Origin of the sequence: Burkholderia sp. HI2761 (assembly GCF_002223355.1) — a bacterium.
In the GTDB taxonomy this organism is placed as follows: Bacteria; Pseudomonadota; Gammaproteobacteria; order Burkholderiales; family Burkholderiaceae; genus Burkholderia.
Window position 1 is genome coordinate 635,125 of the sequence record NZ_NKFN01000007.1, and the last position, 22,063, is coordinate 657,187.

Annotated in this window: 12 protein-coding genes and 6 pseudogenes; 10 read left to right on the forward strand and 8 right to left on the reverse strand. The window is 57.5% G+C overall.

The window, feature by feature from the left end; genetic code table 11:
- Positions 1-154 precede the first annotated feature (154 nt).
- Positions 155-2,497 (reverse strand): glycosyl hydrolase family 95 catalytic domain-containing protein, encoded by a 2,343-nt coding sequence (locus CFB46_RS35375; RefSeq protein WP_143751639.1) that lies wholly within the window; start codon positions 2,495-2,497, stop codon positions 155-157.
- Between the two features lie 1,393 nt (positions 2,498-3,890).
- Here CFB46_RS35375 and CFB46_RS20445 point away from each other — a divergent pair.
- Positions 3,891-4,520: pseudogene (locus tag CFB46_RS20445) on the forward strand (IS3 family transposase); the annotation flags it as partial.
- Between the two features lie 277 nt (positions 4,521-4,797).
- On the opposite strand, the gene CFB46_RS35380 reads toward CFB46_RS20445, so the two are convergent.
- The 4 genes from CFB46_RS35380 to tnpA form a co-directional block, all read right to left on the reverse strand.
- Positions 4,798-6,240: a hypothetical protein gene (locus tag CFB46_RS35380; protein ID WP_143751640.1), complete on the reverse strand. Its 1,443-nt coding sequence runs from the start codon at positions 6,238-6,240 to the stop codon at positions 4,798-4,800.
- A 68-nt stretch (positions 6,241-6,308) separates the two neighbouring features.
- Positions 6,309-7,883, reverse strand: coding sequence for an IS66 family transposase (gene tnpC / locus CFB46_RS20450; RefSeq protein ID WP_089501047.1), 1,575 nt, complete (start codon positions 7,881-7,883; stop codon positions 6,309-6,311).
- A 63-nt stretch (positions 7,884-7,946) separates the two neighbouring features.
- The gene (gene tnpB / locus CFB46_RS20455; protein WP_143751641.1) at positions 7,947-8,294 is read right to left on the reverse strand and encodes an IS66 family insertion sequence element accessory protein TnpB; all 348 of its coding nucleotides are present in this window, start codon (positions 8,292-8,294) and stop codon (positions 7,947-7,949) included.
- Positions 8,282-8,665 (reverse strand): IS66-like element accessory protein TnpA, encoded by a 384-nt coding sequence (gene tnpA / locus CFB46_RS20460; protein WP_152778060.1) that lies wholly within the window; start codon positions 8,663-8,665, stop codon positions 8,282-8,284. The genes tnpB and tnpA overlap by 13 nt, the downstream gene beginning before the upstream one ends.
- Before the next feature lie 38 nt (positions 8,666-8,703).
- Here tnpA and CFB46_RS20465 point away from each other — a divergent pair.
- Both CFB46_RS20465 and CFB46_RS20470 read left to right on the forward strand, forming a co-directional pair.
- Positions 8,704-9,168, forward strand: a pseudogene (locus CFB46_RS20465) (IS66 family transposase); the annotation flags it as partial.
- Between the two features lie 39 nt (positions 9,169-9,207).
- The gene (locus CFB46_RS20470; RefSeq protein WP_089501048.1) at positions 9,208-9,804 is read left to right on the forward strand and encodes a plasmid pRiA4b ORF-3 family protein; all 597 of its coding nucleotides are present in this window, start codon (positions 9,208-9,210) and stop codon (positions 9,802-9,804) included.
- Between the two features lie 112 nt (positions 9,805-9,916).
- On the opposite strand, the pseudogene CFB46_RS20475 reads toward CFB46_RS20470, so the two are convergent.
- The 3 genes and pseudogenes from CFB46_RS20475 to CFB46_RS20485 all read right to left on the reverse strand — a co-directional run bounded on the left by CFB46_RS20475 (position 9,917) and on the right by CFB46_RS20485 (position 13,736).
- Positions 9,917-11,038: pseudogene (locus CFB46_RS20475) on the reverse strand (IS3 family transposase).
- Positions 11,039-11,160: 122 nt separating this feature from the next.
- Positions 11,161-13,104, reverse strand: coding sequence for an NPCBM/NEW2 domain-containing protein (locus tag CFB46_RS20480; protein WP_089501049.1), 1,944 nt, complete (start codon positions 13,102-13,104; stop codon positions 11,161-11,163).
- Between the two features lie 48 nt (positions 13,105-13,152).
- A pseudogene (locus tag CFB46_RS20485) lies at positions 13,153-13,736 on the reverse strand (IS6 family transposase).
- 305 nt (positions 13,737-14,041) lie between these two features.
- Between CFB46_RS20485 and CFB46_RS20490 the strand changes: the two are divergent.
- The 7 genes and pseudogenes from CFB46_RS20490 (at position 14,042) to CFB46_RS20515 (ending at position 22,060) form a co-directional block, all read left to right on the forward strand.
- Positions 14,042-15,713 (forward strand): annotated as a pseudogene (locus tag CFB46_RS20490) (phage integrase family protein).
- Positions 15,714-15,739: 26 nt separating this feature from the next.
- A pseudogene (locus tag CFB46_RS20495) lies at positions 15,740-17,030 on the forward strand (DUF4158 domain-containing protein); the annotation flags it as partial.
- A gap of 486 nt (positions 17,031-17,516) precedes the next feature.
- The gene (locus tag CFB46_RS20500) at positions 17,517-17,759 is read left to right on the forward strand and encodes a hypothetical protein (protein ID WP_089501050.1); all 243 of its coding nucleotides are present in this window, start codon (positions 17,517-17,519) and stop codon (positions 17,757-17,759) included.
- A 114-nt stretch (positions 17,760-17,873) separates the two neighbouring features.
- Positions 17,874-18,167, forward strand: a complete 294-nt coding sequence (locus CFB46_RS20505) for a hypothetical protein (protein WP_089501051.1) — start codon at positions 17,874-17,876, stop codon at positions 18,165-18,167.
- Positions 18,168-18,195: 28 nt separating this feature from the next.
- Positions 18,196-18,537, forward strand: coding sequence for a hypothetical protein (locus CFB46_RS35970; protein ID WP_179235089.1), 342 nt, complete (start codon positions 18,196-18,198; stop codon positions 18,535-18,537).
- The gene (locus tag CFB46_RS20510; protein WP_179235090.1) at positions 18,534-19,814 is read left to right on the forward strand and encodes an HlyD family secretion protein; all 1,281 of its coding nucleotides are present in this window, start codon (positions 18,534-18,536) and stop codon (positions 19,812-19,814) included. The genes CFB46_RS35970 and CFB46_RS20510 overlap by 4 nt, the downstream gene beginning before the upstream one ends.
- An 11-nt stretch (positions 19,815-19,825) precedes the next feature.
- Entirely contained in the window at positions 19,826-22,060 is a 2,235-nt protein-coding gene (locus CFB46_RS20515; protein WP_089501053.1) for a peptidase domain-containing ABC transporter, read from the forward strand.
- Positions 22,061-22,063: the final 3 nt, after the last annotated feature.

Sequence of the window (22,063 nt, forward strand, 5' to 3'; positions counted from 1 at the left end):
ACCATAGATTTATACGTTTGACAGATTCCCCACTGCACCCAGCGGGGAATCTACACACTGATTCTGTACTTATCAAGCACGATAAAATTACCTTACCCGATAGCCGAACGCACCCTCGAACTGTTGTCCGGTTGCGCGTTAAAGCTAATGCGACTCAACCTCTCTGAAGCATCACGATCTGACCAGCTGTCATCGGGATGCTCAGGATGTCGGTTCCCATCGACGAAATATCGATCGAACCTCGGACCGAACCACCAAGATTGTGCTTAATTTTGATGGTGCCCCCGACTTCGCTGAAAATCGTGATCGACTGATTCACCCCTCCTTCCCGTGTTGCTGAAATTAGAAAAGCACCGTCCGTGCGGAAATTACTGAACGAAACATTCTTCCAACTACTCGGCACTGCCGGGAAAACACGCGTGACACCGCTAAAACACTGCAGACTCAACTCTTGCAAGCTCGTCATCATCGACAGCGGCGATTCGATGACCGGGGAGGCCAAATCGCCGATATCGCTCACTTCCCCATACAGCGTATTCGCATGGACGGGGCTCTCGGCCATGTGCAAGAAGGTCGTAAGCTTGTCGATTGCTCCGTCGCCATCGCCCATCATCGCGAGCATTGATCCCCAACCGGTGAATGAGTAACCACGAAACGCGTTTGTGGTTTTCGTCCAAGTATTAATCGATTGTTTCATCAAGGCGATTTTGTCAGGTTGATCGACTGTGACAAGACAAAGTGGGTAAATCATAAAAAGATGCGAATAATGTCGATGCGGAACTTGAAATGGATAATCAATCGATATTCTATACCCTGTTGCGCTGTCGCTTGAGTAATCGACATAATTATCCAGAAAATTTCTCCACGAGGATGCGTCTGGGCTATTCATCCCCAGATCGCGATCCAGTTGAAGCAGCGCACCCAAGCTCCACCTCACAATCGCAACATCGTAGTTCGGGTTATCGAATGCGCTCCTCCCATTCGTTGCCGAATACTCCGGCGAACCGGTCTTGACAGCCAGCTGGTACCGCCCCGCGCTGTTCTTTTTCGACAAATGAACGGCATACTGAACGCTTCTTCGCAGCAGCGGGTATAGTTTTTTGCCGATCGCAGGATCCATCGTAAATCGATAATGCTGATAAACATAGAATAGCAACCATGACAAGTTGCCGAGATATTCCCCGCTGCCGGAAGTTGAACCCGTGGTACTATCGTACGCAAGCGACACGATACCAATGAGATCATTAGAAGTGGTTGTAGTCAATGCAGCCGAATCAGCCTGATATTGGGTCGGTACATTCTTAGCGAGATTGGTTTCATTTTCAGTTAGAATGTCGATCAGTGTCGTCGCAATATCCAGCCGATTGGCAGCGTAGAGCGGTGCGTAAGTTAGCTGCATGTTCAAATTGAACCAATATCCGGCCCACCAGGTTGTGCCGATGGCCCAAGGCCCCTGCAAATCAATTGCCGGCCCGCCGCGGCGGCCTGCACACCCAAACTTGTAGACCTGCATATCGTAGAAACTTTGAAATTCCGGGTCTGGAATTCGATACGTCGAAAGTGCGTAATATTGATGCCAGCCATTGCGATGTGCATCGATTTTTTCTGGCAATTCCTCAAGGGAAAATGCTGCCAACTTGGCAACAGCATCATTGCCGGCGGCGGAATCTGTCGTTGAATAGAACGTCAGCGCGATCACTTTGATACACGTGGTCGTTTCGATTTTTCTATAACAGATTCCGTATGCCCCCCCCGCACTCATCGGCTGAGTACATAACACGCAATCGCCAATGCTCGACGTCGTTGGAGCCGGGTTACCACCAACGTAACTCGCTAACGGATGATTCGAAATTCTCGGACTCACGGAGGGAGCCGGCATCCAACTAACGTTAATTGCCGGCCCGGTCGCGGACTTGCTCACATCGATAATGACGAAATCCTCGTCGCGAAGCGTCGTCGTCGATATCTGAACGTTTCGAGCGGTGGCCGTCGTAAATGTGCCTGCTGCGTAGGCATCGTACAAATACATGGTCCCCGATTTTTTTGTAATCGTTTCGCCTATGTCGACCAGGAAGTGCCCCAGAGGCAATCGTGGGCTAGTATACAGTACGGTGTTGCGTGCCCCATGTGGCCGATGATCGTAAAGATCGGTACGGCCCACATCGACCCGCACACCTGTTGCTGGATCTCGCGACGCAATGTAGGTCATCGTTCCAACCAACCCGTTTCCGGTGAACACCCCGTCGAAAATGCTGGTCTTCAATTCACTTACTGTGAAGTTGCCAGGTACATAAGCAGGACCCGACGGCGCGTTGACCGATGTCGACGTCGCGACCGTCGCCGGATTTGGTGGTGGCAATGCCACAGGCGTCGTCGGATCTAACATGACGGCCTGACTCTTCTGATCGCCATCGCCGCACCCACTCAATAACCCGCCCACGGCCAGCCACGTACTGTTCCTGAGGAATTTCCTGCGATAACGATTCGGTTTTGTCATCTCTTCACCTGATGTAAACGTGGAGTTCAAAGTTAATTACAACGACCGGCGCTTTCATGAAATCGATGTCGGCGCTCCAATTGTTTTTCCTCCTTCTTCTTGGCGATGGTTTTCGCGACTTGCGCCCCTTTCTTAATCGAATGCCCACTCGAAGCTACTTCGTAATTTTAATATCTTGGCCGATGATGATAATGAAAAGTTATCTTAAATTTCAGAGATGGACAGCACGGTGCGTATTTCTGACAATAATTTAGCCTTTCAGGTGTCGCGAAGTTGAAAATAGGCGTTCGTATCCGTGAACTGAATTCCGCTCGCACGGCCAGCAGGCGTTGTGCCGTTCCCGTTCGTCGCATTCGATAGTGAATACTGCCCATGTACGTCGAAGCTGTGGAATTCCAGCGACTGATATAGCATGTTGCTGCTGTTTCGTGATCCAGTTACGGCCACGCACCAGCGAGGCCAACGACCAGTCCGTCTGACCGAACGGACCGAAGTCCCCTACGCCGTTCGTGATCACTGGTTCTTGGCCCCAGCAACAACGTGCCGTATCGATAGTTCGGCAGCCCGACCGCCACAAAACGATTCCGGTTCGTGCCGTCCTGGCCGAGCGCCCTCGTCACCGCATTGAATCCGTCTTCCAGGCGGAATACCGCCTTGGTTTCGGCACCGGGGTCCTCGCTCCCGTTCAAGCCCCCAAATGGGTGCCCGAGTCTCCACTCCCCGCGCTTCAGCGGCTCATCGACCCACCGCAGCTGGTCGTGAGGCCACTCATATTCTCGATCCTGCATCCGGACGACCGTACAGCGTCACGCCGCTCTGCGCGTGCGCCATTCGCCAGGAAGCCGGAAGCCGGAAGCACCATAGCAATCATCGTCATTCTCATTGTCGAAACACCGCGCCGAACCTGCATGAAGTCCAAGCGCAAGAGGCCACGTCAACTAAAAACCCAGATATACAAGAGAGGTTGCGCTACCTGATTCCAGTGCGGAATTTTTATCTACACTGCAGACAATTGGGAAGCAAAGCTGCGACTCGGCCGCAATTCCGCCCCTCTGAATTGGGCCCGTCTATTTTGACGTACATTTAACCGGACCATTGGTCCATCCAATGGTATCTATTATTCTGGCGCGTGTGTTGCACGTCTACCTAGGGATAGTGCTAAGAACTTTGAAAAATTGACTGTAAATTTCTCGTCAATCGCGTAGATTTTCAAACCACTTTCAACAAATGGTATCGAATAAGTCGCTCGCACTCGCGGCGCAGCACAATCGTCGCGCCACTAAAACGAGTATGGAAATTTTCAAGCTAGTTGTCGCCTCAACGAATAAATAGCAGGCGGCCTTTCTCTCTTGCGGCGTTGTGGTGTGACATCCAGGTTATCAATGCGATCAGGATTCAGATGCACGGCGTCCATCGCGTCATGCGCACGCACGGGTTGCTGATGCAGCGCCGGCCGCTTCCGCCTCGCCCCCAACGTCGGCACGACGGCAAGGTGGCCGTCGCGCGCAGCAATCAGCGATGGTGCTCCGATGGATTCGAGTTTCGCTGTGACAACGGCGAGCCGCTGCGCGTGACGTTTGCGCTGGACTGCTGCGACCGCGAGGCGATGAGCTGGGCGGCTACGACGGCAGGTCACAGCGGTGACATCGTGCGCGACGTGATGCTGGCTGCAGTGGAAAATCGGTTTGGCAACGAACTGCATACACCGTCCGAAATCGAGTGGCTGAGCGACAACGGTTCGGGCTATACGGCCGACGATACGCGCCGGTTTGCAGCGGCCATCGGCCTGAAGCCATTGACCACGCCGGCGTGCAGCCCACAAAGTAATGGGATGGCCGAGAGCTTCGTGAAGACGATGAAACGCGACTACGTCGCCTTCATGCCGAAGCCAGACGCAGCGACTGCTGCACGCAACTTGGCCATCGCGTTCGAGCATTACAACGAGAAGCATCCCCATAGCGCGCTGAAATACCGCTCGCCTCGCGAATTCCGGCGCTCGATGGATTCAACAACCTTAGTGTGACGCTGTGTCCGATATTACAGGGGCAACTCCACTCCGCGATAAAAATTTCAGCTTCGCCTGTTTCTCCAGGCCTACAAGCATGTGGTGGCGGCCCGGGCTGAACGTCCCGTAGTACAGCGGACGTCCATGTGCATTTCGGCCGGACTTTGCAGTTCGACGGTCGCGCATTCCGTGTGTCCAAAGTAGCTCCCATCACTTGAAATAACGGACACTACTTTGGACACCGGCTTCAGCTTTATCCAAGCGGCCACGGAATAACGCTAATCTCGCGATCGAACTACTTTGAGAAATCAACCACCATCGCCTGCACTGGAGGCACTGTGAAGGTGTAAGTTCCATCAGCATTCGCTCGAGACGCTGCAGTCCATACACCACTCCACGCACCATCGCTTGCCACGCCGCTTCCGCCAAGCGAGATTCCCGTAGGTGACATAGGATTCGATCCGCTTTGCGCCAAACTCATAGTACGGGCAGTGGAGTAGCCGCTCGGGACAGTGACCGTTGCAATCACTGGATCGTTACCGTTGTCTGTCCAGTTTCGGTTGATGATTAACATGCGAAGATGCCCGTCAGGTTGTAATGCTCCGAATACTGAAATACGAGAAGTCAATCCAACGACCGACGGAACGATAATCTTGCCTCCTTGGTTGAATTGGCCGTATGTGAGCATCCCGTATCCGTCCGCCTTGAGCGTCGGCAAAGCGTTATTACCGCTACCATTCGTGAATGGAGGTGTAATCGGCGAGTAACCACCGTTGGTCGCACCCAAGTGCAGGTTCAATCCCGCCAATTTACTGTTCTGTGCAAACCAACTCACGTTATTCAGCGCCCACAATGCCGCAGCGAAAGAGTCGCCAGCTCCAGCAATTCCGCCGCCGTACATGCTGTTTATCTCCATCAACCTAGGCGAGAGATTTACCTTCGAAAGCGTCGCCGTGAAATTCGAGGGGTCATACGCTCCCTGCGCCAACAATTTACTTACCAGCGAAAGACATGTCGTCCCCGAGCCAGTCACACCGGGCGCGAGACATGGGGACGTATACCCGCCACCCAACGGATATTCATGGGTATTTACATACGAAATAAGTGATTTAACCCCTGCTATCTGAGCCTCCGAAATATTATCCGTCACAAAATAAGAGTCGTTAACGATATTAGAATTCCACCCTTGACCGGCTGTGCTTGGTCCCGTAAAATAAAGATTTTTCTTCAGAGAATCGGAAGTTAGCTTATAAATTCCCGAAACATAAGATTTAAAGGAGGCCAGCCAAGAGGCATAACTCATCCTCGTATTGTTGTCCTCATTTCCAATTTCGAAGATAAGCTTTAGCTTTGGATATGTTGAATTTTTGTACTCCAATAATGAGGCAGCGTAGTTAAAATATGTCGATACGTCCACCCCATAAACTGGAAGGTTCCACTCAAGTTCAGTCAAACCGACTTCCTTGGCGAAATCAATCACGTTTTTGGCTGTTTGGAGCGGCGGATAGGCACGCGAGCTTGCATCCCCAACGCGCTGCTTGACGCTGTCTGCTGAAGTTCCTCCAACACGAATATTTTTTATATTCAGACGCCGAATCAAATTATTGAAATTGTCTTGAAATGCTTGTGCTGTCGCTGAAGTTTTTGTGTTTTTCGATCCCACTCCTAGCAGCCCCTCATTTCCGCCGGGTGAATCTTTATCGGAATTGCAGCCGTTTTTCCAATTTGTAATTTGCATTCCGTTATTTATGCCACTGGTGTCGGGAGGGGCGTAAGCGACCAGCCAACCCGTCTTGACGAGCGAGTTTAGGCGGCAGTCGAGAGAGGTTGCCAACGATGCGGCAGTAGCGCGTCGATGTCGTTGGCCTTGTGGGTCGGCAAGCGTGTGAGGACGTCCTTCAGATAGGCGAGCGGATCGAGCCCGTTCAGTTGCGCCGATCGAATCAAGCTCATGATGGCGGCCGCGCGCTGACCCGCACGCAGTGATCCGGCGAACAACCAATTGGACCGACCGACTGCCCACGGTCGGATCTGGTTTTCGACCCAGTTGTTGTCGATCGGCACATTGCCGTCATCGAGATAGCGCGTGAGTGCGTCCCATCGTTTCAGGCTGTAGTCCAGCGCCTTCGCAATCGCCGAGCCGTCCGCAACGAGTTTGCGCTGCGCCATCAACCATTGATAGAGGGCGTCGCACACCGGCTTGGCCCGACGCTGTCGAAGCCGCTGCCGTTCGTCGACATCCAGTGCTGCGGCCTCGCGTTCGATGTCGTAGAGCGCGGTAAAGAACGGCAGGGCCTGCCCCGCAACATGGCTGCTGTGGTTGGCATGCAACTCAAAGAACTTGCGTCGAGCATGGGCCGCGCATCCGATCTCGGTGATGCCGTGCTGGAACGAGGCCTTGTACCCGCTGTAGTCGTCGCATACCAGTTTGCCGTGCCAGCCCGTCAGGAACGTGCGAGCGTGCGCACCGGCGCGGCTCTCGGCGAAGTCGTAGACCACCGCGCGCAGTTCGCTGAACTGAGTCGACGTATACGCCCACAGGTATGCCCGGTGCGTTTTGCCCTTGCCGGGACTGAGCATTTGCACCGGCGTCTCGTCGGCGTGCAACACCGCCTGTTGCCGGATGGCCTGGCCGAGTGCGTCGACCAACGGCTGCAACTGCATGCCACACCGGCCCACCCAGGCACCCAGCGTGGATCTCGGGATGGCCAGTCCCGCACGACCAAAGATCTGTTCCTGGCGATACAGAGGCAGGTGGTCGCCGTACTTGGCGACCAGCACCTGCGCGAGCAACCCGGCGGTGGGCATGCCCTTGTCGATCACATGCGGTGGAACCGGCGCTTGGATCAGCGTCTCGCACGCTTTGCACACCCACTTGCCGCGGATGTGCCGTTCCACCGTAAACAGGCCCGGCGTGTAGTCCAGCTTCTCGCTCACGTCCTCGCCGATCCGTATGCGTTCGCAACCGCACTGGCATGTTGTGCTGTCCGGTTCGTGATGGACGTCGGTGCGTGGCAGTTGCGGCGGCAGTGGTGCCCGTTTCGGCTGCTCGCGTTGCCGTTCAGCTGGCGTAGGCTCGAGTTGCTCAAGCTCCATCTCGATGGCAACCAAGTCGCCATCGATCGCCTCGTCGAGCAGGTTCATCTGCTCGCTGTTGAGCTGTTCGCTGCGCCGGCCGAACTGCTGGCGCTTGAGGATCGAGATCTCATGGGTAAGCTGGTCGATGCGGGTCTGCTTGTAGCGGAGTTCCCGATCTCGTTCACTGGCTTCCCGCTCCTTCTCGTGGATCGCCTGGTCCTTCGACTGGACCTCTGCAATCAGTTGCGCAGTCAGGGCGCGCAACTGTTCCGGGGTGAGTGCGTCGAGGTCAGCGGGATTCATGCAGGCCAGTCTGCCAGAACGCTGTAGGCGGTGGAAGCTGAACTGTTTACGCCTCTGTCGTACTCAGACGACACGGATCACGCCACTCTCGCCAATGCGTTGCCACGGCAGGCCCAGCACCAGGCCGGCCAGTTGTTCGTGCGTCAGTTCATGCTGCTTCGATTCGCTGCCGGCGTGCGGCCAGGCAAATTGCCCCTGATTCAGACGTCGTGATGCCAACCAAATGCCGATCCCGTCGTGGATCAGGACCTTCATGCGGTTGGCGCGGCGATTGGCGAACAGATAAGCATGGTGCGGGTGCGCGGCACCGAATACCTTGACCACGCGCGCCAAGGCCGTGTCGAAACCGGCACGCATGTCTAGCGGATCGGTCGCCAGCCAGATCTCGTCGACGCGGATCACCGCATCCACTCGCGCAGCCAGGCGGCACACTGGGCGGCTTCGGACACGGGCCAACTGACCGTGATCGACTGATCGCCCCGGCGCACCTCGATGCGGATCTCTGCCGAGTGCGGACTCGGCGCTCCCAACGGCACCGACACAAAGGCTGGCAGCGACGGTGGCGTGGCCGGTGGACGACCCAGCGGTCTCTTGGGAAGTCGCCCCTCCGCCTGATCGATCCAGCGCCGCAGCAGATTCGCGTTGAGCCGGTGTTCCAGTGCGACCGCAGCAACCGATACGCCGATTCCCTGGCACGCAGCTACCACCTGCGCCTTGAACTCCTCGCTGTACCGTTGCCGGCGACGACGCTCGGGGAGTGCTTCCGATTCGATAGTGTTCACGTGTCCGCTTATTCGTTAGGTGGACACGATACTCCCAAGAGCTTTACCCCAACTCAAGACGGGTTGCCCGGCTGCTTACCGATGAGCGGCGAGCGCACCGACAAGCACGCGCCAGGCCCTTGCTCGATCAACTCCATGCGTGGCTGAGCGCCACACTGGAGACGCTCTCGCGCAAATCCGACACGAGTCGGGCGATCCTCTACGCGTTGAACCGGTGGGAAGCGCTCATGCGCTACTGCGACGACGGGCATCTCGAAATCGATAACCTGCCGGTCGAGCGCGCGTTGCGCGGAGTGGCTATCGGGCGCCGAAACTACCTGTTCGCCGGCGCGGACTCAGGTGGGGAGCGTGCTGCCGCGATCTACAGCCTGATCGGGACGGCCAAGCTCAACGGCATCGATCCCGAGGCGTATCTGCGCGTCGTGCTTGCGCGCATTGCAGACCATCCGATCAACCAGGTCGAAGGCCTGCTGCCCTGGAAAATGACCACCCCGGCATCGTAAGGCGATAATGCCGCTGGCTTCCCGTTCCCCGGAGATCAGATGGCGAAATCGTTCCAGCGCTTTACCCTGCACGTGCAGCTTCAACACATCGAGCCGCCCATCTGGCGCCGGCTCGAGGTCGAAGGAACCGAGTCACTGCGCAAGCTGCACCATATCCTGCAGGCGGCCTTCGGCTGGGAAGACTCCCACCTGCACGACTTCCTGATCGACGGCATGACCTACGCCATGTTCGAGGTCGATGACGTGCTGGACTTCGCCGATCCGGGCACGACCGCCGATGACCGCAAGGTTCGACTGCAGAAGGTCCTGAAACCTGGCTCACGCTTCCTCTACCGGTACGACTTCGGGGACGGGTGGGATCACGCCATCGTCGTTGAGAAAGTGGAAATCGTTGAAAGCGAACCGAGGGGCGCGGCCCAGGTCATCGATGGTGCTCGTGCCTGCCCGCCAGAAGATGTGGGCGGCCCGCCTGGCTACGACGCGTTCCTGAACACGCTATCTAACGATCCGAATAGCGAAGAGGCAGAACATTACCGAAACTGGGTTGGCCCCGGATTCGATGCCGAACGGTTCGATCTACGTGCTGCCAATGCCACGCTGCTACGTATGGCATCCAATCGTTGGGGAAACCGGTAACTCACCCCGTCAAGATGGTATCGGCTCCACGCTTACGCCACAACTGGGAAGGCATGCTCGTCACGGTTTTCTTGAGTGCATTGGCCATCGTGACAGTGACCTGCCCCCGGTTTTAGTCCGAACTGCAGTTAGAGTCCGAGGTTAAAAACTGCTGCTTCGCGTCGTGCGCCCGGGCGAACTGCGCAGGCGTCAGATAGCCGAGCGAACTATGAGGCCGCTCGGTGTTGTACTCGATACGCCATTCTTCAATCAGCCGCTTGGCGTGGCGCATTGAGGCGAACCAGTGCTCGTTCAGGCATTCGTCGCGGAACCGCCCGTTGAAGCTCTCGATATAGGCATTCTCCACCGGCTTGCCAGGCCGAATGAACGACAGCGTGACGCCGGCTTCGTAGGCCCATGCATCCAGCACCTTACCAGCGAACTCCGGCCCGTTGTCGACCGTGATGGATGCGGGTAAGCCTCGCATCTCCTTGAGTCGCGCGAGCACTTGCTGCACGCGTAGGCCCGGCAATGAAGTATCGACCTCAATGGCCAAGCACTCGCGCGTGTAGTCGTCGACCACGTTCAGGCATCGAAACCGCCGACCATAGGCCAGCCCGTCAGAAACGAAGTCCATCGACCAGCTCTGATTCGGGCCTGTTGGTAACGGCAGCGGCGTGCGCTCGACAGCCGCAATACGCTTGCGTCGCCGCTTGCGCACGCTCAGTCCCGCCTTGCTGTACAGGCGCCAGATGCGCTTGTGGAAAGCAGCCATCCCGCTGCAACAACACGTGAATCCGGCGATAGCCGTAACGGCGCTTCTGCGCGGCGATGGCCATCATCCGGCCAGTCAGCGCTTCGTCGTCAACTCGGCGGCGTGATTCGTAGTGGAACAGCGAGCGCGAAATCCCTACCAGCCCGCAGGCCCGGGTAACACCCATGGCGCGTTCGGTCATCAATATCCGGACCGCTTCGCGCTTGGCCTGCGGGCTTGCTACTTTCGAGCCAGCAAGTCCTTCAGCGCGGCGTTGTCGAGCATTGATTCGGCCAACAGGCGCTTGAGCTTGTTGTTCTCCTGCTCTAGTTCCTTCAAGCGCTGCGCTTCGGAGACAGTCATCCCGCCGAACTTCGCTTTCCAGTTGTAGTAGGTCGCTTCCGAGATGCCGTACTTGCGGCACAGCTCCGCCGGCTTCAGGCCAGCCTCGGCTTCCTTCAAGATGCCGATGATTTGTTCTTCGGTGAATCGCTTTTTCATTGCCGTTCCTCTCTGGAACGGACTCTACACCGTCACCGTACTAAACGCGGGGAGCAGGTCAGTCAGTCGAAACAATCACACCGTCACCTGATGGCAGTTGCGACGCCCTGACTAACCCAGGTTCACGAGGCAGGGCACTGTAGTTGCGGAAAACCCCAGTCCGCCATATCGAAGCCGCTTTGCCCTCCGGATCTACCGATCAGGTCGTCAAGCTGGCCACCAGCCTGACCTAGTACGATCAGCCTCAACATCGAAACTTTTGAGACGTCGATCTTTATTTTGTTTGCAGCAGTTCCTTTCTGCATGATGCCACTATCGTAGAGCTTGTTTCCATCACCCCACACTTGGAAACTCACGGCAGCAGCAACATAGGCATTGTCATCGATACCGACGCTAGCCGAAAACGTCGAGCACTTTTGATCGAGGCGGTAGGCGATCTGCGTCGGCGCACCGAGGATACCGAACCCCTGAACGTACGGAATACCGGCAATCGACATCGTACCGCTTGGAGACGGGGTACCCAACCACCCTGCAGTCATGACACTGTCTGCCGGATTAGATGGCGCATTGATTTGCGCATTTGAAGCTGGAGGGGCATGGTCGACAAGAATGTTGGACGTGTATGGGGAAGAGCCGATCCGGTTGAACACCGCGTAAGCCCAATGCACTTTGTCGAGCTGAACGGTATTGGACAAGACCGGTTCTTTACCCTGTATCGTGACAAGAACCGTTGCGTGCGCGCGTACATTCTGTGCGGTATACGACGACGTGAATTGACCAAGATCCTGATGGGCCCATACGTCTCGAACTGAGGCGGTCCCACCGGCCAGCCCGAGATCCTGAAAATTGACTGTGATATTTGCTGGTGTATTCCCTTCATTCAAAAGGGCGACGGCGCGCGAACCCGTTTTCGTTAATGGCTTGGCCAGAACGTGAATTGAGGATTGCGTACCTGCCATCAAGCCAATTTCAGATGCTCCAAAATGGAGCGGATCCTGATCAATGGCAATCACCTCACTATTTAGCAAATAACTGAGTGCTCCATTGTCGACCGACAGGTCATTGCCAGCAATCAGCGGCGCAGACATGATCGACCAGATTGACATATGCGTTTGGGCTTCGTCAGCGGTTAGCCCACCGTTTCCGATCTCGAGCGAGTCCAGATCACCGAAGAAGCCCGGCAGGTTGTACGCCGGTGCGATCGTTCGGGCATCGTCAATATTATGCTTAACGCTTCCCCAATTGGCACTGATGTCACTGGCGATACGGGCAGAATCCCCAATGCTTGTTGCCGCCCAGCTATCGGGAGTCTGTAAAAATGAATCTGGACGCGTGACGTAATGGATATTGAGGTAGATTTTTTTTCCGCCATTCTGGGCTATCGAGTCGAGAGCAGCTCGCATCCTGTCGAAACTATCTGCAGGGCCGTCGCAGTTATCGAATTTTAGAAAGTCGATACCCCATGCTGCGAATGTGGCGGCATCCTGGGCCTCGTGGCCAAGGCTACCAACATAGGTAGGTGCGCCACGGCGGCCACGCCCTACACACGTGACCGAGTAATTCGTTGAATAGATGCCCAGCTTCAGCCCCTTGGCGTGTATGTAATCCGCCAGGGCTTTCATGCCGTCTGGGAAGGTATTCGGATTCACCTGAATGTTGCCATTGCTGTCACGGCCCTGCATCCAGCCATCGTCGATATTTACATATTGATAGCCAGCCTTAAGCATGCCGTTAGACACCATCTTGTCTGCTATTGACTTAATGTTGGTCTCACTGACATTTTGGCCAAAATTGTTCCAACTACTCCAGCCGAGCGGCGAAAGATTAAAGCCCACCCCAGACGCACCTGATGCAGTAGTCGTACTAGCTCCGTCAGGAGAACTAGCCCCACCGGGCGGCGATGTTGTGATGGAGCTTGTAGCGGGACTGCTACCCGCTGTATTAGTGATATTGCTTCCAGTGATAGATGAGCTGGGAGGGTGATCCGCGTCACCACCACACCCCGCCAATCCCGTAGCTGCGGCGATGGAAATCGTGATTGTAAATAATTTTGTGCTGTAGCCCATCACGTTAACGTCTCCTTCGGTGGTCGCGGCCTCCTAAATTGCCGCGAATTATTGAGCGGAAGTTTGTGCGACACCGCCGTCTTTCATCTGCTCTTTGCTAATCATGTGCATGACATCGACACGACCGGGAACGATGCGGGCACAATGAAAATTCTTGAACCCCAGCATCAGGCGGGTGCACCGCGTGATGGCCCGGGGATCTTGCTCGACGATGTTGTTCAGACACTTCTTCTGACGGATTTTGACGGACGTTTCCCGCTCAACGTTGATCGGCCTGCCGGTTGCCAGATTCGATCCGCTTTTGCCGATCGTCGCGACCTCCGGTTCGCCGTTCTGGTCGATAGCCTTTCTAAAGTAACGCCCGGCTACAGCCTGCCCCACCAGGCGCGCAGCAGAAATCGACCGTGTTGCCGGCCTTGTCGACGACCCGTCTGCACCGCCGGAACTCCTTTTCCAGAACCGGCAATCGTTTGAGCGACCAGCGGTGAACGGTCGAATCATCGAGAGAAATACCGCGCGTGTCCATCATCTCTTCAAGATGCTACAAGCTTCAGCGGATACGCGACGTACCAGCGCCCGTACAGCGCGATCACGTCCAGCGGATAGTGCAGCCGCTTGAACACTTTCATCATCGCCGGAGTCAGGATTTACTTCATCATCGGATCGCTCGTTCGCACCCTGCAGCATCGCAGACCGCCTTGTTGCGACAGAAGCGAACATAAGGTCGACGAAAGCGCGAACGCAAGTAATCTGCCACCGCACTAGATAGTGGGAAGCGAGAATTTTGAGATAAGCATTCCTGAATTGGCATTCCGCGAAACCCTGTCGCTAATCTTTGCTAGCGACAGGGCACCGTTTTCTGACCAAACTACCATTTCACGAAACGCGTCACACGAGATCGTCACGCCGCTGTCATTCCGCTCTCTATAATCTCCGGATGTCCAATCGTCCGCTCCCGTACCCCGATGCCGCATCGCTGGCCGCGCGACGCGCCTGGTACGCGGGTGTCGGTTCGCGTGACGCCATCGAACGTTATCGCCCGGATCAATTTGGCGAAGGCAAATCGGCACTCAGCGTGCTCGGCCGGATCCGGCGTCAGCTCGCGGATTTCGCCGTCACCCGTCATCGCGATGATCTGACGAAGCTGTTTCAGCGTGCAGCAGGCGAACGGACTCGCCACAGCAAGGCCGTAGTACGCGCGCTGGACAACCTGCCGTCTATACCGGTCCCGCATCCCCAGGTCAGCGATCCGATCGATCCGTGGCTCCCATCCCGGGCCGTCGTGGCGTTACGTGAGCACGGCATCAGGACGCTGGCCGATCTGACCGTGCGCATCCCGCGGCGCCGCCGCGGGTGGCTCGCCGTCCCGGGACTCCGTGTGAGGAGTGCTTGCGGCATCGAGGCCTTCTTCGCCACTCACTCCAGTCTGACAGAGCGGGTCCGTGCACTGGTCCCGGTCGTATCGCAGGAACCCGTGGTGCCATGGGAGCGCATCAATCTGCCTCACGAGGTCGACGGCTCGCGCGGCACGTTCCGTGGGCCACGACGGATGTGGACGCTCGACGCCAGCAACGACTATCAGGCGATCGGCGCCTGGCTCGCTCGGCACGAAGCCGCAGAAACACAGCGCGCGTACCGCAGGGAAGCTGGACGTCTGCTGCTCTGGGGAATCCTCGAGCGTGGAAGGCGCTGTCCTCGCTGACCAGCGAAGATGCGACTGCGTATCGCGCATTCCTGCGGCACCCCGCTCCGCGTGTTCGCAGGGTCGCACCAGCTCGGTCACGATCATCGTCTGAATGGCGTCCCTTTACCGGTTCACTGTCGCCGGATTCCGTTGCATATGCATTGCCGGTCCTCGGTGCGATATTCCGCTGGCTGATCGAACAGCGTTACGTGCTGGCGAATCCGTTCGCCGGTCTGAAGGTCCGTGGTGCGCGACGAAGCGGAAAGATGGACGTCTCGCACGCCTTTACTGCGGGCGAATGGGAACTGGTCCGGACCATTGCTGACGGGCTCGAATGGTCTTACGGGTGGACGATCCCCGCTGCACAGCGCCCGCGGTTCCTGCTCGACTTCGGCTACGCGACCGGCCTGCGTGCCGGCGAGCTGGTCGGCGTGGCGCTCGGCGGCATCGAAGCCGGCTCGCGCGGCGAGCACTGGCTTCATCTGAGCGGCAAGGGTGCGAAGCCCGGCAAAGTGGTCCTGCCGCCGCTCGCACGTTACGCGCTGGATCAGTACCTGATGCAGCGCGGTCTGCCCGTGAGCCCGTCACGCTGGACTCCGGACACGCCGCTACTGGGCAATCTGGAGGAACCTGGCGGCATCACTACACCGCGCCTGCGCGAGGTGCTGCGCCGGTTCTTCACCACTGCGGCAGATTCGATCCAGGCCGATCATCCGGCACTCGCTGAAAAGCTGCGCCGCGCAATGCCGCACTGGCTGCGGCACTGCCACGCAACCCACGCACCCGACGGAGGGGCAACCTGACGACCGTGCGCGACAATCTGCGCCACGCATCGATGACGACCACTTTGATCTACCTGAACGACGACGAAGTTCAACGTACGCGGCAAATCGAACAGGTATTTGCGGGGCGAGGACCGGCGTGACCACCGCGCACGAATCCATCTAGCCGATCCTGCCCGCCGAGCCAGCCGCGGCGGGGTTGAAAGTGGCGTTCACACCAACTGCGGCGGAGATCCGTTTCGTCCGCCGTCAATCCCGTCAGGAGTCAACGGCGGTCCTGATCATGGTGAAACTGAAGCTCCTGCAGCGTCTCGGATATTTCCCGATGCTGTCGGATGTGCCGCCTGCCATCATCGATCACATCCGCACCGCTCTTCGAGTTCGCGCGCTACCCTGGGCGGCGATTTCGCGTTACGACCTGTCCGGTACCCGGACCTGTCACCAGAAGTTGCTGCGCACGTACCTCGACATCCAGCCGTTCGACGCCACACAGGCCCCGTGGCTGAACGAACTCGCGTGCGGGGAAGCCAGGACGAAGGACGAGCTGCCCGACATCGTGAACGTACTGATCGAGGAACTGGTTCGTCGCCGTTGCGAACTGCCGCCGACGCTGCAGCGCATCGCCACGCAGGCCCGCAACGACGTCAACAAGACGATCTATGTGGCCATGACGGATGCGCTCGACGATGCGCTCATCGCGAGGATCGACGTGCTGCTGGTCGTCAAGGCCGGCAAATCAGGCTGGGAGGATCTGAAGCGGGAACCGAAGCAGCCCGCTGCACGTGAGATCGCCAGCTTCCTCAAGCATATCAATGGGTTCCGGGCACTTTCTGAAGGTTTGCCTGCGCTACCGGCAATGCTATCCGTCAGCAAACGGACCCAGCTGATCCCGAGGCACGTGCACTCGACGTCGTGGAAATCCGTGCGCTCAAGCCGGGGAAGCGGTACGCGCTCGCGACACTCTTCATTCAGGCTCAACTGCAGAAGGCGCTCGACGATGTGGCCAAGATTTCGTCAAGGTGACGCGCAGGTACGAGTTCTACGCCAAAGCCCGACTGCAAAAATACCAGCTTCACGCGGGTGTGCTGGAAGGCCTGGTCGGGCAGTTCCGAGACGTGCTGCAGATCCTCCAAGATGAGGACGTTCCTGGCCGTCAGCGGTTGCCGAAAATACGCGAGTCGCTCGGCGACCCGGCTGCGGCACTCAACCAGTGCAACGTGCCCATCGCCTACGTCGGGAATTTTGATGTGCCGTTCATGCTCGTGCCGTACCGCAGCCAGCGTTCACTGCTGTTCCAGTGCCTAGACGTGCTACCGCTGAGATCGAGTTCCCAGGACCGCTCGGCGCTGATTGCGCTCGCGTGGCTGCAGGGCTTCCGCAATGCGCACCGCGAATACCTGCTACTCACCGACAACGACCTCAGAAGCCTGCCGCTGGACTGGTTGCCGGAGAAAGTCGAATCCGGATTAGGGGCTCAGCCACAGTTAGATGATAGAGGGGGATTGGATCGATCTTCATAAGGGACGATTTAAGATTCGTTCTTTGTATTTTGCAATTCACATTTCGTGATGTAGATTATCAATAATTGTTGCCATACTTGCAGTGATGAGGCATTGGCGAATCGGAAAGCCTGGTATGGACGTTGATTCAATGGAATATTAACAATATTTAACATTCGTCGTTTATTGATAGATCGGCGATGTTTCGTAGCCTGGCGCACCATCATCCCGCCAAGTACTTATTACAGTTGGGAAAGGTCGCAAAGCAACTCGAAGAGCATATTTCGTCCACATCGGAATGTGAATTTTTGCACGACCTCGGACTTATGAAATTCTTCTGGTGACGAAAAATGAACTGGAATAACAAGATTGATTTTTCGTCGCGATAGCGTACGCAAAATCGATGCCCTGCCAGATGGGTTATCTGGTTTATTAAGGAGAAGTTTCGTGAAAGAACTTACCCAACAGGAAATCGCTGCTGTCTCTGGCGGTTATTATGACGGCGGTAGCCTCTTCGACTCAATCGGTAATTTGAGTGAGGCGGTTGGATCCGCCGGAGAGTCGATCGGCAATACGCTGACGTTCGGCCTGTTTTCGCCGATTGGGAAAGCCGCTTACGGAATCGGTGAAGCGATTACCACGTTGTTCGTCAATCTGGGCAACGGAATCTTCGGCGGCAAGCATTATTAACGTATTCAATTCGATCGATTTCTGATCGAGTCGAATATTGAGCGTAACCGGCAACGGGGTATTCACTCCGTTGCTGCATTTCGGCAAGCGTGGGGTCAATCCGCAGGGACCACAATGAAAGAACTTACTCAACAAGAAATCGAACAGGTTTCCGGAGCCGGCTATTTTACCGGGGGCAGTGTTTTTGATGGCCTCGGTAACGTGATAGAGGCGATTGGGGTTGGAAGCGAAAGAACGGGAAACGCGTTGACACTCGGCTTGTTCGCCCCACTTGCGCGAGCCGCGTTCGGTGTCGGCAAAGTACTGACGACTACCGCGGTGAATACGGGAAATTCTCTGTTGACGAACCTGTTTGGAATCCCGACCCAACAATATGTGGTTACGCCATTTAGCAATGACATTACATAAACTGGCGTTTCCCCCTCAAGCATGGTGCATGAAAAGCGAGGTCTGGCGGGGTGGGGTCGGCATTTCCGCGAGAAACGGTGTGCCCCAAATGTGCGTCCGGCGTTTTCCGGAACGGAATGTCGCGTCGTTCGTCGATGCACGCAAGGGCATCGCGCGCGCTTCGCCGGTGGCTTTTGGGCCTTTCTTCGCGAAATACATGGACGGCCTGCGCATACCCGCAGCGCGGCCTTGTATCCGTGTCGATCCGCGTCGCAAAAGCAGGCTTCGGATGATGCAAGGCGAATGTCCGGCCATGCGTCGGCACGCGTCTTTTTTCGGTTCGCTTCGGATCAACCAGGCGAATTTGTACAAGAGGTATCAACCAGTATGAACTGGGCGGCGCATACGCTGTTTCGCCGTGCTGCATTTGCAGCACAGCGTGGATCGATGATCGGCGAGATCGTGCTGGTACGGCCGGTTTCGCTAACATTTCTCGTCGGCGCAGCCGCATGCATGGCGCTTTCGGTTGTTCTTCTGTTCGTGTTTGGCGGATACACGCGTCGAACGACGGTCACGGGCGTGGTCATGCCGGATTCGGGGCTGGTGAAGGTGTATGCGCGCCAGCCCGGCGTCGTCGTCGACCGCAGCGTGAAGGAAGGGCAGCATGTCGATCGCGGGCAAATGCTCTATACGGTGTCGACGGACCTGCAAAGTGAGGCGGAAGGGGCGACACAGGCCGCGTTGATCGCGTATGCGCAACAACGCAAGGCATCGTTGCTGTCGGAACTGGGCAAGACGCGCGATCTGCAGCAGGTCGAACGCGATACCTTGCGGGCGAAGATTGCGAACCTGTCCGGCGAACTCGCACGGATCGACGATCAGCTCGCGATTCAACGAACGCGCACGTCGATCGCGGCCGACGCCACAAAGCGTTATCGCAGTCTACTCGAACAGGACTACATCTCAAAGGACCAAGCCCAGCAACGTGAGGCCGACTTGCTCGACCAGCAGTCAAAGTTGAACGGTCTGCTTCGTGAGCGCGTCTCGACGGCGCAGTCGCTGACGGAAGCGAACAACACGCTTGCGGGGCTCGGCCTCAAGGAACAGAACCAGCTGGCGCAGATTGACCGCAACGTGATCGACGTCGACCAAAACCTGATCGAGAGCGAGGCCAAGCGTCGCATCGTCGTGACCGCGCCGGAAGCCGGCACCGTGACGGCAGCGATCGCGGACATCGGCCAGTCGGTCGATACATCGCGCCCGCTCGCGAGCGTCGTGCCGCGCGGGGCCCACTGGCAAGCCCATCTGTTCGTGCCCAGCGGAGCGATCGGCTTCGTCCGCGTCGGCGAGTCCGTGCTGATCCGCTATCAGGCATTTCCGTATCAAAAATTCGGCCAGTATCGGGCGGTGGTCACATCCATTGCGCATACCGCGCTGTCGGCCGAGGAACTAGCGAACGAAGGCGGTGCGCCGGAAGCGGCAAGCGCTGGCAAGGACGCGACGTTCTATCGCGTGACGGTCGCGCTCGATGCGCAGGATGTCGTCGCGTACGGTAAAAAGCAGCCCTTGCAGGCCGGCATGTCGTTGCAGGCCGACATTCTGCAGGAACACCGGCGCCTGTACGAGTGGGTGCTCGAACCGCTCTACAGCCTGACCGGCAAGATCTGACGGAGGCGAGCATGTCACTACTTGATCGACTCTCGTTCGGTATCGGCCGCAAGTTACCGATGATCCTGCAGAACGAAGCGGCGGAATGCGGGCTCGTGTGTCTGGCGATGGTGGCGGGGTTCCACGGTCATCACCTGGATATCACCACGATGCGGGCGCAGTTTCCCGTGTCTATGAAAGGAGCCGGGCTCGGGCGCGTCATGGAAGTCGCGCAGCGCCTGGAACTGGGCGCACGAGCGGTAAAACTGGAGTTGGAGCAGCTCGGCCAACTCCGCACGCCGTGCTTGCTTCACTGGAATTTCAACCACTTTGTTATCCTCAAGGAAGTCAACGCTAGGACCGTGACGATTCACGATCCGGCGCACGGCATTCGCAAACTGCCGCTGTCGGAGGTGTCGCGCGCGTTCACCGGCGTCGCGCTCGAGCTGTGGCCGACCTCGGCGTTCAAGCCGCGCGCCGCACGCCCGGCTGTCAAGCTGCGCGAGCTGCTCGGCCCGATATCGGGGTTGTCGCGCTCGCTGGGTCAGATTCTCGTGCTGGCTATCGCACTTGAGATCTTCATGCTCGTTCAGCCGTTCTTCCTGCAATGGGTGATCGATGAGGTGATTGTCAGCGCTGATCGCGACCTACTAACAGTACTGGCGCTCGGCTTCGGGCTGCTGCTGCTGATGCAGCAGGCGACCAACGCGATCCGCGCGTGGACGCTCATGTACGTCGGCGTCACTCTGAACGTCCAGTGGCGATCGAACGTATTCACACATTTGCTCCGGCTGCCAGTCCGCTATTACGAGCAGCGCCATCTCGGCGACGTCGTCTCGCGGTTTGGCTCGATCGACACGATCCAGCAGACACTGACGACTTCCTTCCTCAGCGCCGTGATAGACGGCCTGATGACGGTCGTCACGCTCGCGATGATGTTGATATACAGTCGCGTGCTTGGCCTCATTTCGCTGGCGACGATGCTGCTGTACGCACTTGTCAGATGGATGTGGTATGGCCCGTTGCGCCGGGCCACGGAAGACCAGATCGTGCATGCGGCGAAGCAGCAGAGTCACTTCCTGGAGACCGTGCGCGGCGTGAAGACGATCAAGCTGTTTAACCGACAGACGGAGCGCCGCGCGCGTTGGGTCACGCTGCTGGTCGAGCAGATAAACGCAAGTTTGCACGTGCAGAAGCTGCAGATCTTCTATCAGCAGATCAATGGGCTGCTATTCGGCATCGAGAACATCCTGATCATCTGGTTCGGTGCGCGGATGGTGATGGACGGCCAGTTCACGGTCGGCGTGCTCATGGCATTCAACGCCTACCGGAGCCAGTTCGACAGCCGTGTCGGCAACCTGATAGACAAGTATTTCGAAGTGAAGATGCTCCAACTGCAGGGCGAGCGGCTGTCCGATATCGTGTTCGCCAAGCCGGAGCCGGACGCCGGCGCCCGTGGCGTGCCGGGTGAAGCCGAGGCGCTCGACGCGAGCATCGAGATTGACAACCTCTCGTTCCGCTACGCGGACGGCGAGCCACTGGTGCTGGACGGTGTGAGCGTGAAAATAGCAGCGGGCGAATCGGTCGCGATAGTGGGCCCGTCAGGCTGCGGCAAGACGACGCTGGTCAGCGTGCTGCTTGGCATTCACGAACCAACCGGTGGGACCGTGAGAATCGGCGGCCTCGACGTCAGTCGTCTCGGGATCGACCGCCTGCGCGAAATCGTCGGCACGGTGTTGCAGGACGATGCGCTATTCGCGGGGTCGATCGCGGACAACATCAGCTTCTTCGACCCGGACGCTGATGAGCAATGGGTGGCCGAATGCGCGCGGACGGCTGCGATTCACGATGACATCATCGCAATGCCGATGGGCTACAACACGCTCGTTGGCGACATGGGGACGGTGCTGTCCGGCGGCCAGAAGCAGCGCGTACTGCTTGCGCGTGCACTTTACAAGCGACCCAACATCTTGATGCTGGACGAGGCGACGAGCCATCTCGACGTCCAGCGCGAAATGCAGGTCAACGCGGCCGTCACGCAACTGGCAATGACACGGGTTATCGTCGCCCACCGGCCGGAGACGATTGCATCGGCGCAACGCGTGATCGTGCTCCAGGGCGGTAGGATTGTGCTCGATCAGTCGACGGAGGCCATGCGTATCGCGCAGGCCGCGTCACCGGAAGACTCCGACCTGACGCCCCGGTACCGGCCTGCCGGTTACGAGACACCGATCGCCGATTCTGCGGCGCCGGCGATGAAACGGTGAGCG

Excerpts from the sequence above, each read along its gene's own strand:
- tnpC (WP_089501047.1), bottom strand. The coding sequence starts at position 7,883 with ATGAATCCCGCTGACCTCGACGCACTCACCCCGGAACAGTTGCGCGCC.
- CFB46_RS20510 (WP_179235090.1), top strand. The coding sequence starts at position 18,534 with ATGAACTGGGCGGCGCATACGCTGTTTCGCCGTGCTGCATTTGCAGCA.
- CFB46_RS20505 (WP_089501051.1), top strand. The coding sequence starts at position 17,874 with ATGAAAGAACTTACTCAACAAGAAATCGAACAGGTTTCCGGAGCCGGC.
- CFB46_RS20470 (WP_089501048.1), top strand. The coding sequence starts at position 9,208 with ATGGCGAAATCGTTCCAGCGCTTTACCCTGCACGTGCAGCTTCAACAC.
- CFB46_RS35970 (WP_179235089.1), top strand. The coding sequence starts at position 18,196 with ATGAAAAGCGAGGTCTGGCGGGGTGGGGTCGGCATTTCCGCGAGAAAC.
- CFB46_RS20480 (WP_089501049.1), bottom strand. The coding sequence starts at position 13,104 with ATGGGCTACAGCACAAAATTATTTACAATCACGATTTCCATCGCCGCA.
- CFB46_RS20515 (WP_089501053.1), top strand. The coding sequence starts at position 19,826 with ATGTCACTACTTGATCGACTCTCGTTCGGTATCGGCCGCAAGTTACCG.
- CFB46_RS35380 (WP_143751640.1), bottom strand. The coding sequence starts at position 6,240 with ATGCAAATTACAAATTGGAAAAACGGCTGCAATTCCGATAAAGATTCA.
- CFB46_RS35375 (WP_143751639.1), bottom strand. The coding sequence starts at position 2,497 with ATGACAAAACCGAATCGTTATCGCAGGAAATTCCTCAGGAACAGTACG.